Consider the following 13,320-nt stretch of genomic DNA (forward strand, 5'->3'; position numbering starts at 1 on the left):
GAAGTGCCTGTGGCGTAGGGCTTTTTTAAGATGACATTGGACCGCCAAAGCGGCTTTTCTGTCCCATCATGGGACATTCCGGCATGCCGCTCCAGCGCGGCATGCCGGAATATATTCAGGGGAGAATTTCCTTGCCGATCGCCCCGTAATCGCGCGGGGATCGAGCAAAAAACATCTCTCAGTAGCTGAGCTTCGGATACCAGTCCTTGCCGCGCCCTTCAGGCGTCGTGTCGAGCAAGGTCCAGAGCGGATCCATGTCCGGCGCGCCGCGCGGGTCCTGGCCGGGGTCCATGGTGCCCGCCCCCATTTCGCCGGCCCAGAAATGACGGATCGTGCCGTTGTGGCGCGTGAAGACATTGTATCCCGGCAGATCGCTGTCATCCTTGCTGACATAGTCGCACGTGTAGTCGCCCGACGCATCCGAGTAGATCCTGTGACGCGTCCAGCCGCGCGCCTTCTTCGCCTCGATCAATCGAGCGATCGGCGAGCGCGCCACGAACACGAACGACACGCGCTGCTCGATATCGGGCAGCTTCTCCTCCCAGGTGCTCATGAACGATGTGCACATCGGACACGGCTTCTCGCGCTGCGGGCCGTACATGTAGCTGTAGACGATCAGCGTCGGCTTGCTGCCGAACAGATCGGCGAGCGATGCCACGCCGGACTCGCCGGCGAACTCATAGGGCTTGATCACCTCGCCGCCCGGCGGCAAGGCGCGGCGCAGCGCGGCGACGCGCTCGATATGCCGGCGCAGCTCGATCTCTTCGACGAGCAATTCCTGGCGGGCGCTGCGATACTCGGCGCTCTCATTGGGAAAGCGCCTGACGTTGGTCGTGGCGAGCTCGGCGGCAGGCTTGAGAACGGAACTGGTCATGTTGGAACCTCGCGTGGTTGACGGGCTGTCTGGAAGACGAGCCGGCCCCGGACGATCCGACACTCAACGGCGAGGATTTTACTGCAGTTCCGGCGGCGGGGAACGGTCGAGGACCTCGCCCTTTACACCTTCCAGCAGGTCGAGCGCGTAGGTCTCGATGGTCAACGGCCCCCGCATGCGTTTGGCCTCGGCCACCGTTTCGACACGGGCGAAATTGTCGCGCAGCGAGGCCGGCATCGCCTGCTCGACCTCGTGCACATAGAGCAGCTTGCCGGCCAGTTGCGCCGGGCTCGGCTCTTGCATGTTGACCCAGCGAATGCGCTGGCCCTGCTGGGCGACGCAGGTGCCCTTGGGGAGATAGAAGGCGAGCCAGCCGGTGGTGCCGTAATCCGCCGCCAGCACGCAGCTCGCGCCGGTCCGCACGCGGGTCGCCTCGATCTCGTCCGCAAGCTCCTGCCAGCCGACACCGACGCTGCGCACGGTGGCGTCGCGGCGATAGCCCGAGAGCAAACCGGTGTTGGCCTGCACGATCAGCAGCGCGAACAGCACGACGCCGACGGGCGCGGCCCAGCGGCGGCAGAAATCGATCGTGCGCCGCTCGCGCGGCGCCCACTGCACCTGGACTGCCGCGACCGCGGCGGCCACGGCAAAGGCGGGATAGACCGGCGCGAACCAGTTGGCCTCGACCCGTGCATGCAATGCGTGCCAGGTGAAGTAGACCACGATGGTCCAGAACATCGTATTGACCAGCACGCGCGCCTCCAGCGCGCCGGCGCGGCGCCGATAGAGCGCGTAGAGGCCCATCACGCCGAGGATGAAGACCAATGGCGTTGCGAACGCAAACTGGGTCGGGATCAGCTCGGCGATGTAGGTCGGCCGGAAATCCTCGATCCGGGCGCGTCCCATCTGCTTGATGAACGACACCCAGTGATGCTCGGCATTCCAGCGGATGACCGGGCTGAACAGGCCGAGGGCGACCAGGCCGCCGAGATAGAGCCAAGGCGAGAGAAACCAGCGCCGCAGCTTCGGCACCATCGCAAGCCAGATCAGGATCGCCGGACCAAAGAACAGCGCCGAGTATTTCGACAGCAGCGCCGCGCCGGCGCTGGCGCCGACCGCAAGCCACCAGGCGCCGCGGCCGCTCTCCAGCACCTTTGCCAGCACGTACATCAGCAGGCTGGCAGCGACCAGCAGCGGCGCATCCGGCGTCACGATCAGCGTGCCGACGGCGGCCATCAGCGTCACATTGAGCAGGATCGTTGCGCTCGCGGCGATGCGCCGGCCGCCGAACAGGATCTCGGCCGCGCGGTAGATCGCCCAGCTCATCGGCAGTGCGAGCAGGATCGACACCAGCCGCACGCCGAACGGCGTATCGCCCGCGATCATGGTGCCGAGTCGGATCACCACCGCGACCATCGGCGGATGGTCGTAATAGCCGCCGGCGAGCGACTTCGACCACATCCAGTAATAGGCTTCGTCGAAGGTCAGCGGCGTCCATGCCGCGGCGGCCAGCCGCAACACGACCAGCGCGCACACCGCAAGCGCGGTGTTTCGGGCCAGCCGCGCCTCGTTCGCGTTCATGCCACCGTCATCGCTTGCGCCAGACGAACAGCCCGGACATCGCGTAATTCCACACCACGCCCATCAGTGCGCCGGCCGCGCCCGCCAGCCACCAGATCGGCTCCTGGTCGTAGACCGAGAACGCGACGCCGACATTGGCGAGCAGGCCGACGCTGCAGACCAGATAGAACAGCAGCAGGCCGCGCAGGATGCCAAAGCCCTTCAGCCGCTGGTCGCGATAGGTCAGGAAATTGTTGAGGATGAAATTGCTGGTCATGGCGACGATCGCACCAGTGGCCTGGGCCTCCGGGAATGGCGCCTTGAACAGCTCGAGCGCGATGAACAGCACGGTGAGGTGCACCACCAGGCCGAGCCCGCCGACGGCCGCAAACAGAATGAAGCGCAGCGAGATCAGATCATTGGTCAGCTTCGCCAGCACCAGGCCGAGGAAGTCGAGCGCGACCATGGAATCGAGCTTGCTCTCGCCATGCTGGCGGGCGCCGAACGTGTAGGGAATTTCGACCGCGCGCAGCTTGCCCTCTGCGGTCGCCACGACGTCGAGCAGAATCTTGAAGCCTTGCGTCGACAGCTGCGGCGCGAGCTGCTCGAAACGGTCGCGGCGGATCATGAAGAAGCCGCTCATGGGGTCGGCGATCTCGACCTTCAGCGTGCGGCGTGCGATCTCGGTGGCGAACGCGCTGGCGCCGGCGCGCTGCTTGTTGAAGCCGTCGGCCTTGTAGCCCTCGATATAGCGGCTGCCGACCACGAGCTCGGCCTCGCCGCTCTGCAGCAGCGCCACCATCTTCGGCAGCTGGGTCTCGTCATGCTGCAGGTCGGCGTCCATCACCGCGGCATAGGGCGCGCTCGAGGCCAGGATGCCCTCGATGCAGGCGCCGGACAGGCCGCGCCGGCCGATGCGGCGGATGCAGCGCACGCGGGAATCCTTCCGCGCCAGCGCGCGCACCACGTCCCAGGTTCCGTCGGGCGAATTGTCGTCGACGAAGATGACTTCCCAGGACACGTCCTTCAGGATCGCGTCGAGCCGGCGGTACAGCACCGTGACGTTGTCGCGTTCGTTGAAGGTCGGGACGACCACCGAAAGCAGCGGCAAGCTTGCTGCCTGCGATGAGGTTTCGGGGCTCGGCTTGATGGCTTCGTTCATGAGCGCCAGCGTATAGCCGCAGCCTCTCCCGCTGCCAAGGCAGGCCAACCCAAACGCGCGCTCGGAAAGCGGGAAAACGGGGCAAAACACCCCTGAAAATGCCAACGACCACGAACAAGGGGCGCGCGTACATCCGGCGCAGCCAATCAATGTCGTGGTCGTCCCAGCGCCGGAGCCCTGAAGCTGCAACGTCGCTGTTGGAAGCAACATAGGAAGGCCCCAGGCGGTCCGCAAGGGGCGCAGGAGGCGCTAGTTGTTCGGGACTTCCCGGATCACCGGGCCGCGTGGCGCCGGGGCTGCCGGCGCGGCCTCGGCGGCGGGAGCCGCCTGCGGCTGCGCGGCGGACCGGGTCGGGTTACGGAGCTGGCTCGGCGACGGCCCGTAGATGAACGCCGCTGCCAGCGCGATGGCTGCGACCAGTGCGCCCAGGAAGCCTGCCGTCGATTGTGAGCCCATGCCGATCATCCCTCGCCTGCACGGATTGATATCAAAAATCGGCCGGCCGCAACAGGATTTGGGAACCTATTTGGACGCGGCCTTGCGCCGGGTGAAGGCGGTTACAATGTCCTTCTGCGCGAGCTCGATCGCGCGGTTGGCGGTCGTCAGATTCGCGTCGGCGTCCTGCTTCGGAAATTGCAGCGACAGGAAGTCGATCAGCGACACCCGGAAGTTCTGCCGCTCCGAGGGACAGACATTGGCGATCAGCGAGGTGAATTCCTGGTCGGACATCGCCTTGTTGCTGTCGCGGGGATATTCGCGGGCGAGACAATTCCAGTAGGCGTCGCGGCCGGTGATCGCGAGCTTGTGCGCATCGTCGACCTCGTCGGCCATTGCAGCGGACGATATGGCGGCGGAGGACATGATCAAGAGGGCGGCCGCGACCAGCATGCGCATTGTTGTTCTCCATTTTGGCGCATCGTAGCGAAGAGCGACGGCGACGATAAGCACTGCCGCGCCGATCTGGCAAACTGGCCAATCACGATTATTTTGACTAGTCTTGCTTCCTGTTCCCTCCCTCACGATGAGTGCAGTCGTGGCCAAAGCTCCCACCAAGGCGACCAAGACAGACGCAGGCAACATCTATATCGGCATCGGCGGCTGGACCTTCGAGCCCTGGCGCGGAGTGTTCTATCCGGAGAAGCTCGCGCAAGCGAAGGAGCTGTCCTACGCCGCCTCCAAGCTGACCTCGATCGAGATCAACGGCACCTATTACGGCTCGCAGAAGCCGGAGAGCTTTCGCAAATGGGCCAGCGAAGTGCCTGACGGCTTCATCTTCTCGCTGAAGGGGCCGCGCTTCGCCACCAACCGCCGCGTGCTCGCCGAGGCCGGCGATTCGGTGAAGCGGTTCTATGATTCGGGCGTGCTGGAGCTGAAGGACCGGCTCGGGCCGGTGCTCTGGCAGTTTGCGCCGACCAAGAAGTTCGACGGCGCCGATTTCGGCAAGTTCCTCGAGCTGCTGCCGCGCAAGCTCGACGGCCGCGCGCTGCGCCATGTCGTCGAGGTCCGGCACGACAGTTTTTGCGTGCCCGAATTCGTCGCCCTCATTCGCGAGCACGAGGTGCCGGTGGTGTTCGCCGAGCACGGCAAATATCCGGCGATTGCCGACGTCGCGAGCGACTTCGTCTATGCCCGGCTGCAGAAGGGCAATGACGAATTGAAAACCTGCTATCCGCCGAAGCAGCTCGACGCCTGGGCCAAGCGGTTTCAGGACTGGGCCGCCGGCAGCGAGCCCGACGACCTGCCGAAGGTCGAGAAAACCGCGCCGAAGAAGGCGCCGCGCGACGTGTTCGCCTATGTGATCCACGAGGGCAAGATCCGGGCGCCGGCGGGCGCGATGGAGCTGATCGAACGGGTGAAGTGAGCGAGAACCGATGGCGAAGGCCAAGACGAAGGCATCGAAGCTGTTCACCATCGGCTACGAGCAGACGCCGTCCAAGGCGGTGCTCGACGAGGTCGAGCAGGCCGGCGTCAAGCTCCTGGTCGACGTCCGCGCCATCGCCTCCTCGCGCCGGCCCGGCTTCTCCAAGACCCAGCTCGCGGCGGGCCTCGACGAGCGCGGCATCGGCTACGTCCATTTGCGCGGCCTCGGTACCCCGAAGAGCGGACGGGAGGCGGCGCGCAGCGGGCAATATGCGCTGCTGCACAAGATCTATTCGGCGCACCTGAAGACGGCGCAGGCCAAGGAAGAGCTCGACGAGCTGTCGGCGCTGGTCAAGCAGTCCGGCCCGGTCTGCATCCTCTGCTACGAGCGCGACCACGAGCACTGCCACCGTCGCTGGATCGCCGAGATCATCGAGGAGCGCGACGGCGTCAGGATCGAGAACCTGGCGGCGGCGCAGGTCTAGCCTGCCCCGCCCGGCACGTTCAGCGTCCCCTCCATCATCTTCACGCAGCCGCCGCCGACATGCACCGAATTGATCGCACCGGCCTGCTTGCGCACCCGCGTCAGCAACAGGCTCGGCCGGCCCATGTCGACGCCCTGCCCGATCCGCAGCCGCAATTCGCCATCGCGCGCGGGATCGATATCGGCGAGCAGCGCCGCGCAAGCTGCGGTCGCGCTGCCGGTGGCAGGGTCCTCGGACAGGCTGCTGGCACCCGGATGGAACATGCGCGCCTGCAGGTCGAGCGGCTGCTCGCTCGCCGGCACGTCGCTTGTGTAGAAATAGACGACATCGCGGCCGATCTCGGCCAGCGTCCTGGCGAACGCCGCCGCATCGGGCCGGGCGCGCTTCAGCGCCTCGCGCGAGGCGATCTCCACCACCAGGAACGGCAGCCCGACCGAGACGACTTGCGGGGCGTGCCGATCGGTCTTCACATCAGCCGCCGTCAGCGACAGGCACGCGGCGGCCGCGGCTGCACTCACCTCGTTGGTCCGCTGCAACGCCTGCGGCGCGGTCAGCTCGGCCCCGATCACCCTGCCGCCATCGGACAGGATCTCGACCGGCACGAGGCCTGCCTTCTCCTCGAACCTCAAGCGCGCCGGCGCCTTCGCCGCCCGGCTCGCCAGCACGAACGCGGTGCCGACATTGGGATGGCCGGCGAACGGAATTTCCGAGCGCACCGTGAAGATGCGAACCTGGGCGTCGTTGGCCTTGTCCTGCGGCGGCAGCACGAAGGTCGTCTCCGAATAGTTGAACTCGGTCGCGATCGCCTGCATCGCTTCGGTCGAGAGCCCTTCGGCATCCAGCACCACGGCGAGCGGGTTGCCGCCGAAGGCGCGGTCGGTGAAAACGTCGACCGTGATATAGCGCCGCTGCATCTTGCTTGTCCTCGTGCTCCGGTCATTCCGATGACGTCATCGTAGCACGGCCCGCGCGATGCCCTTCAGAGCACTCGGTACAATCGCGGGCAAGTCACATGCAGGCAGCTCGCGCGGTTTGAGGAGACGTGCGTGATTGCCTCGGATCATGTGAGCGTCGCCGCCTATCCCAGCTGCCAGACGTGCACCGGGTGCTCGTAGCCCCGCACCGGAATCTCGCCGCGCGACACCGCGTCCTTGCAGTCGTCGCCGAGCGCCTCACGGACCGCGGAGGATATCAAAAACTGCGAGCCGAGCTCCTTGTTCAGCGCCTCGAGCCGCGCCGCAAAATTCACGGTGTCGCCGATGACGGTGTATTCCTTGCGCCGGGGCGAGCCGATATTGCCGGCGACGACCTCGCCGATGTGGATGCCGATGCCGATGCGCAGTGGCCAGCTCGTCGCCGCGTTGGTGCGCTCGTTCGCCGCGAGCATTTCACGCGCGGCGGCGACCGCCTGATGCGCGGCGTCGCCGGTCTCGAACGGCGCACCGAACAGCGCGAGAAAGCCGTCGCCCAAAAACTTGTTCACGATGCCGCCATGGCGATCGAGGATATCGACCAGCACGGCAAAGGCGCCATCGAGCCTGTCGACCACCTCCTGCGGCGAGCGGGTGCGCGCGCCGGCGGTGAAGCTGCGGAAATCCACGAACATCACGGCAACACGGCGGATGTCGCTCCCGGTGCCAGCGCCCTCCGTCATCAGACGTTCGACCACCTGCGGCGAGACGTGCTGGCCGAACAGATTGGTGATGCGATCGCGCGCGGTGGCGGCCGCGATGCTGGCCGCGAACTGCCGGCGCAGCTGCATGCCGACCGCGCCGGCCAGCATGCCGCAGATCAGGATGATCGCGCTCCGCGCGGCGTGATAGTAGATGCTGGTCTCGGCCGCGCCGCCGCCCGAGGGATGGAAGAACACCGCCATGTAGAACAGCTCGACCGCCGCGACGAAGCCGGTGAAGGTCGAGAGCCAGAAGTCGAGCCGCAGCGTCGACAGGATGATGAAGACGAAATAGATCAGCGGCGCCACGAAGCCGAGCGCCTCCTGCGGCCCCATGCTGTTCATGTGCAGCGCCAGCACGACGGTCGGCAGCGACGTCTCGACCAGCACGCCGATGTAGCGCCGGACCACCGGCAGGTCGCGCCCCTTGCGCATGTGCCAGCTGATCGCCCCGTGCACCCAGATCTCGAACAGGATCAGCGGAATGGTGACGTAGAAGACGTAGACGGGACTGAGGTTGCCGTGCCAGACGCGGCTGACCGCCTCGGGCGCAAAGAAATACACCAGCAGACTGATCGCCGCGAGGGCAGCGGCGGTAGCGATCAGCACCTTGATGCGGAGCAGCTCGGTGGTCATCACCTCGCGCATCAGGGCGTGATGGAAGTCCGCGGATACGGTCGCGCCTTGCGCCGCCTCGCCTTTCGTCGCCAAGATTTCAGCCATGCCCTCCACCCCGTCATTCCGGGATGGTCCGAAGGACCAGACCCGGAATCTCGAGATTCCCTGGTACGCAGTTGCGTACCATAGTTCGATGCTGCGCATCGCCCCGGAATGACGATCGTTGATGGGATCCATATTAGCCTCAATCGAGCGTGCGGCGGAAGCGCGTCACCGCGATCGTCATGGCGAACAGCATCAGGGCGACCAATGCGGCGGTGTCGTATTGCAGGTTCTGCATCGCCGCCCCCTTCAGCATGATGGCGCGGACGATGCGCACGAAATGGGTCAGCGGTAGCCCCTCGCCGATATATTGCGCCCAGACCGGCATGCCCGCGAACGGAAACATGAAGCCGGACAGCAGGATGCTCGGCAGGAAGAACATCATCGAGAGCTGCATCGCCTGCAGCTGGTTCTGGACGATGGTCGAGAAAGTGTAGCCGATCGACAGATTGGTGGTGATGAACAGCGTGGTGAGCAGCGCCAATAGCGTGAGGCTGCCGAGGACCGGCACGCCGAACAGCAAAATGCCGATGGCGATGATCAGCGTGGCCTGGATGAAGCCGACCAGCACATAGGGGATGATCTTGCCGAACATCACCTCGACCGGCTTGATCGGCATCGACAGCAGGCTCTCCATGGTGCCGCGCTCGATTTCGCGGGTCACCGAGAGCGCGGTGAAGATCAGCATGGTCATGGTCAGGATGGTCCCGACCAGGCCGGGCACGATATTGAGGCGCGAGTCCGCCGCCGGGTTGTAGCGGGCGTGGGCGCGGATCTCGAACGGCATGTCCGGGGGATCGCCGACGTGCAGATCATGCGCCAGCGCCGATTGCACCAGCGGCCCGAGTGCGCCGAGCGCCGAGCCCGACGCCACCGGGTCGGTGGCATCGGCCGCGACCAGCAGCGCCGGTCTGTCGCCGCGCCGCACCGCGCGCTCGAAGCCGCGCGGGATCTCGACGCCGAACAGCACCTTGCCGGATTGCAGCAACTCGTCGAACTCCTCGACGGTATGGACCTCGCGGACGAAATGGAAATAGGCGGTGTTCTCCATCGCCTTCAGGATCGAACGGCCGAGATCGCTGTCCTCCTGGGTCAGCACCGCGGTCGGCAGATTGCGCGGCGTGGTGTTGATGGCGTAGCCGAACAACGTCAGCTGCATCACCGGCAGCATGATGATCATGGCGAACGAGACGCGGTCGCGGCGAAGCTGAATGAACTCCTTGACGAGCATCGCGTAGCTGCGCCGCCAGAAGCCGAATGCCAGCTCCCTCGCCTCGCTGTTCTGGATCGTTTCCGTTGCGCTCATCGCAATTATCCCTGGAAATTATCCTTGAAAGTTATCCTTGAAAGTTATCCTTGGAGCGCCCCATCAGATCGATGAAGACGTCTTCGAGCGACGGCTCGCTGGCCTGCCAATGCCATTTCGAATTGTCCCGATAGGGCGCGATCGCGGCCTCGAGCGCCGCCTTGTCGCGGCCGGAGACGTGCAGGCTGGTGCCGAACGGCGCCACCATGTCGACGCCGGGCTTATCCGTGAGCTCGGCCATCAGGCCGTTGAAATCCTCGCCCGTCACCGTCCAGGTCGACAGCTCGGAGGCGGCGATCACCTCGTCCACCGTGCCGTGGGCCAGGAGATGGCCATAGGCGATGTAGGCGATCTCGTGACAGCGCTCGGCCTCGTCCATGTAATGGGTCGAGACCAGCACGGTGAGGCCTTCGGCGGCGAGCGCGTGGATCTCGTTCCAGAAATCGCGCCGCGCCTTGGGATCGACGCCGGCGGTCGGCTCGTCCAGCAACAGCAATTGCGGATTGGGCAGCGTGCAGGCGCCGAGCGCCAGCCGCTGCTTCCAGCCGCCGGAAAGGTTGGCGGCGAGCTGCTCCTCGCGACCCTTCAGCCCGATCCGCGCGATCATGTCGGCCGCAGCCCCGCGCGCGTCCGGCATGCCATAGAGCCGCGCCACGAATTCGAGATTCTCGCGCACCGACAGATCCTGGTAGAGGCTGAAGCGCTGCGTCATGTAGCCGACCTTGCGCTTGATCTTGTCGGCATCGCGCCGGATGTCGTAGCCGAGGCAGGTGCCCTCGCCGCTGTCGGGCGTCAGCAGGCCGCACAGGATGCGGATGGTCGTGGTCTTGCCGCTGCCGTTGGGACCGAGGAAGCCGTAGATCGAGCCGCGCTTGACCTGCATCGACAGGTCGTGGACGACCTCGCGTCCGCCAAACGACTTGGTCAAGCCCTTCACATCGATGGCGATGGAGGGTGCGTTGGACTGCGCGCTGGTGGAGCCGCCGTTCATCTGCGCTCCGCCACCGGCGTCTTAGGGGTGGTCTTGGGATTGAGATAGATGCTGATCGGCTGACCGACGCGCAGCACATCGGGCCGGCTTGGCCGCGCCTGGATCAGATAGACCAGCTTGTTGCGCTCATCGAGACTGTAGATGACCGGCGGCGTGTACTCCGCCGTGGTGGCGATGAAGTAGATCTTTGCCGTGAGGTCGGCGGCGCAATTGTCGCAGGTCACCCTCACCTCGTCGCCGAGCGCGAGCTTCGGCAGCTCGGCCTCCGGGACGAAGAAGCGCAGCTTCATGTTGCCGGGCGGCATGATCGACAGCACCGGGCGCTGCGCCTGCACCATCTCGCCCTCGCGGAAATAGATCTGCTGGATCGAGCCCGCGATCGGCGCAAAGCCCTTGCGGCGGTCGAGCCGGGTCTGCGAGGTGTTGACCCGCGCCTCCGCAACGCGCAGCGCCGAGACCGCGGAATCCAGATTGGCCTGGGTGCCGGCGCCGGTGCCGCGCAGCGAGGCCGCGCGGTCATAGCTCTGCCGCGCATTGGCGAGGGTCGCGTTGTTCTGATTGAGATCGGCGCGCTGCAAATCGTCGTCGACCGAATAGAGCAGATCGCCGGGCTTGACCTCGTCGCCCTCGCGCACATTGAGCTTGATGACGCGGCCGGATTCATCGGGGCTGACGAAGATCATGTCGGCCTCGACCCAGCCCTGGAAGCCGGGATCGCGCTTCTCCTGGCAACCGGCCAGCGTCGCCGCCAGCACGACTGTCGTCACGAGCTTCATCATGCGCGAGCCGGTCATGGCTTGCTCCGTTCGCCGAAGATCAGATCGAGATGAACCTTGAACATCGCGAGGGCATCGAGCGGCGCGTGCCGGGCAAACAGGCTCTGCCAGATCACCGCGACGATCGCGGGCGCCACGACGAGCTGGGGAAACTGCGCGAGCTGGCGCTGCCTGATCTCGCCGCGCGTGATCGCGAGCTGGATCAGCGCCTGCATCGCGGCCATCCCCTTCGACACCACCTCGCGGAAATAGAAGTCGGCGATCGTCGGGAAGCGCGGCCCTTCGGAGACGATCAGGCGGACGATGTCGCCGCGCCGGGTCGACACGATCTCGCGGATGAAGGTCTCGGCGAATCTCTCCACCGCATCGCGCACCGGGCCTGTGATGGTGGGCGGCGCGGCCATGCGATTGACCAGAGGCACCACTGCGGTGCGGATCAGCTCCTCGAACATCGACTCCTTGTCCTTGAAGTACAGATAGAGCGTGCCCTTGGCGACGCCCGCCCGCTTGGCGACATCGTCGAGCCGCGTCGCGGCAAAGCCGCGTGCGATGAACTCGTCCATCGCCGCCTCGACGATCGCAGCGCGCCGCTCCGCGGATTTCTCGGCGCGGTTCGCGGCAGGCTTCGGCTCGGGCAGCTTTGCCGAGGCCACCTTCGGGATCCTCGCCGCCGCAGCCCGGATCGTGGTCCGGCGCTTGGCGGGCCGGGAGCGGTTCGTTTCTTCGATGCGCTTTGTCATGGCCACAATATGACTGACCAGTCAGTCATTGTCAATGCGTTCAGAGAAAACGCCTACCGGCCGGAAGCGTTCCTGTTGGTCTTCCCGGCCCCTCAGAGGTGCGCATAGATTCGCGATCTCGCGGTGCAAATGCCCGAATTTGCTGCTTATTTCTGCCTCTCTGGGGAACAGAGGACGCAGGGAATGCCGGGGGCCAATCGCACCCATGGGCCCTGTGCAACAAAAAGGCGCAGGGGTGGCATCACAGGTGTAACCGGAGCATCCGGCTTTCCCTGCGCGATGGGCTACGGCTCACCTCGTGCTCAACCCGGCGAGATTGGGGGGATTTTGATACAACCGATCGGCTGGGGGGAAACACCTATGAGCGATTGGTTACACAACCTTTCTGTGCCGTGGATGGCCTTCATTGTCTTCGGCTTCACCTATCTTCTTGCCATTGTCATTTTCGCAAGCGTTGCGATCCTGTCGACCAAGGAGCGCGCAACGTCGTTCAAATCGATCTCGCCCGGCATGTTGCCGGTGCTCGGCATCCTTTTCGGCCTATTTGTTGCTTTCACCGCGGCACAGGTCTGGAGTGACAGTGATCGCGCCACCGCGGCGGTGAGCCGCGAAGCCAGTTCGTTGCGGGCGGTCATCTTGCTCGCCGGCGGCCTGCCGCCGGAGCAGGAGGCGCGCCTGCGCGGCCTCGTTCGCGACTACGTCGAGGAAACGGTCGCCGTGGAATGGCCGATGATGGCGCGCCAGGCTGCATCGCTCAAGGCAGCTCCTCCCGCGCTGACCGCGGCGTTGCGGCTTGTCGTATCAACGCCCGCGCAGAACCCGGGCCAGCAGACGACGCAGCACGAGATCATCACCAATCTGAATTCGGCACTCGATGCGCGACGACAACGGATCATCGTCAGTCAGACCGAAGTCGACTCGATAAAATGGTGGTGCCTCTACCTTCAGGCCATCTGCGAGCTATTGGTCATTGCCCTTGTTCACTGCGACAACCGGTTGGGATCCGCCATCGCGATGGGACTATTCGCGACCGGCGTCGCCACATCGGTTCTGCTGATTGCCGCGCATGATCGACCATTCACCGGCCAGATATCGATTGCGCCGACGCCGTTGCTGCAGATCATGCCGGACAAGGAGGCGAGCCGATAAGCGCCGGACCGCACTACGCGCGCGG

General features: G+C 65.3%; 14 protein-coding genes. 3 read left to right on the forward strand and 11 right to left on the reverse strand.

Features of this window, described 5'->3' with window-relative positions; genetic code table 11:
* Positions 1 to 178 precede the first annotated feature (178 nt).
* The 5 genes from QA639_RS27515 to QA639_RS27535 all read right to left on the reverse strand — a co-directional run bounded on the left by QA639_RS27515 (position 179) and on the right by QA639_RS27535 (position 4,490).
* Entirely contained in the window at positions 179 to 874 is a 696-nt protein-coding gene (locus tag QA639_RS27515; RefSeq protein WP_157343290.1) for a DUF899 family protein, read from the reverse strand.
* Between the two features lie 78 nt (positions 875 to 952).
* On the reverse strand, positions 953 to 2,455 hold the full coding sequence (locus QA639_RS27520; RefSeq protein ID WP_283087727.1) for a glycosyltransferase family 39 protein: 1,503 nt from the start codon (positions 2,453 to 2,455) through the stop codon (positions 953 to 955).
* Positions 2,456 to 2,462: 7 nt separating this feature from the next.
* Positions 2,463 to 3,596, reverse strand: coding sequence for a glycosyltransferase (locus tag QA639_RS27525; RefSeq protein ID WP_157343286.1), 1,134 nt, complete (start codon positions 3,594 to 3,596; stop codon positions 2,463 to 2,465).
* A 249-nt stretch (positions 3,597 to 3,845) separates the two neighbouring features.
* A complete protein-coding gene (locus QA639_RS27530; RefSeq protein WP_028336817.1) occupies positions 3,846 to 4,052 on the reverse strand; it encodes a hypothetical protein in 207 nt (68 codons plus the stop codon).
* A 66-nt stretch (positions 4,053 to 4,118) separates the two neighbouring features.
* On the reverse strand, positions 4,119 to 4,490 hold the full coding sequence (locus QA639_RS27535) for a hypothetical protein (protein WP_050383285.1): 372 nt from the start codon (positions 4,488 to 4,490) through the stop codon (positions 4,119 to 4,121).
* Between the two features lie 139 nt (positions 4,491 to 4,629).
* Between QA639_RS27535 and QA639_RS27540 the strand changes: the two genes are divergently transcribed.
* A complete protein-coding gene (locus QA639_RS27540) occupies positions 4,630 to 5,457 on the forward strand; it encodes a DUF72 domain-containing protein (RefSeq protein WP_028336815.1) in 828 nt (275 codons plus the stop codon).
* Between the two features lie 10 nt (positions 5,458 to 5,467).
* The gene (locus QA639_RS27545) at positions 5,468 to 5,941 is read left to right on the forward strand and encodes a DUF488 domain-containing protein (protein WP_157343284.1); all 474 of its coding nucleotides are present in this window, start codon (positions 5,468 to 5,470) and stop codon (positions 5,939 to 5,941) included.
* On the opposite strand, the gene QA639_RS27550 is transcribed toward QA639_RS27545, so the two are convergent.
* From QA639_RS27550 to QA639_RS27575, 6 genes are all read right to left on the reverse strand, one after another.
* The gene (locus QA639_RS27550) at positions 5,938 to 6,855 is read right to left on the reverse strand and encodes a PhzF family phenazine biosynthesis protein (RefSeq protein WP_283087728.1); all 918 of its coding nucleotides are present in this window, start codon (positions 6,853 to 6,855) and stop codon (positions 5,938 to 5,940) included. The two genes, QA639_RS27545 and QA639_RS27550, sit on opposite strands and share 4 nt — an antisense overlap.
* Before the next feature lie 164 nt (positions 6,856 to 7,019).
* Entirely contained in the window at positions 7,020 to 8,336 is a 1,317-nt protein-coding gene (locus tag QA639_RS27555; RefSeq protein ID WP_283087729.1) for an adenylate/guanylate cyclase domain-containing protein, read from the reverse strand.
* Positions 8,337 to 8,475: 139 nt separating this feature from the next.
* The gene (locus tag QA639_RS27560; RefSeq protein ID WP_283087730.1) at positions 8,476 to 9,639 is read right to left on the reverse strand and encodes an ABC transporter permease; all 1,164 of its coding nucleotides are present in this window, start codon (positions 9,637 to 9,639) and stop codon (positions 8,476 to 8,478) included.
* A gap of 31 nt (positions 9,640 to 9,670) precedes the next feature.
* On the reverse strand, positions 9,671 to 10,630 hold the full coding sequence (locus QA639_RS27565; protein ID WP_283087731.1) for an ABC transporter ATP-binding protein: 960 nt from the start codon (positions 10,628 to 10,630) through the stop codon (positions 9,671 to 9,673).
* Positions 10,627 to 11,424 (reverse strand): HlyD family secretion protein, encoded by a 798-nt coding sequence (locus QA639_RS27570; RefSeq protein WP_283087732.1) that lies wholly within the window; start codon positions 11,422 to 11,424, stop codon positions 10,627 to 10,629. Before QA639_RS27570 ends, QA639_RS27565 begins: the two co-directional genes overlap by 4 nt.
* On the reverse strand, positions 11,421 to 12,146 hold the full coding sequence (locus QA639_RS27575; protein WP_428841066.1) for a TetR/AcrR family transcriptional regulator: 726 nt from the start codon (positions 12,144 to 12,146) through the stop codon (positions 11,421 to 11,423). Before QA639_RS27575 ends, QA639_RS27570 begins: the two co-directional genes overlap by 4 nt.
* A 279-nt stretch (positions 12,147 to 12,425) precedes the next feature.
* On the opposite strand from QA639_RS27575, the gene QA639_RS27580 reads away from it, so the two are divergent.
* Positions 12,426 to 13,295 (forward strand): bestrophin-like domain, encoded by an 870-nt coding sequence (locus QA639_RS27580; protein ID WP_283087734.1) that lies wholly within the window; start codon positions 12,426 to 12,428, stop codon positions 13,293 to 13,295.
* Positions 13,296 to 13,320: the final 25 nt, after the last annotated feature.

It is taken from the genome of Bradyrhizobium pachyrhizi (assembly GCF_029714545.1).
In the GTDB taxonomy this organism is placed as follows: domain Bacteria; phylum Pseudomonadota; class Alphaproteobacteria; order Rhizobiales; family Xanthobacteraceae; genus Bradyrhizobium; species Bradyrhizobium pachyrhizi.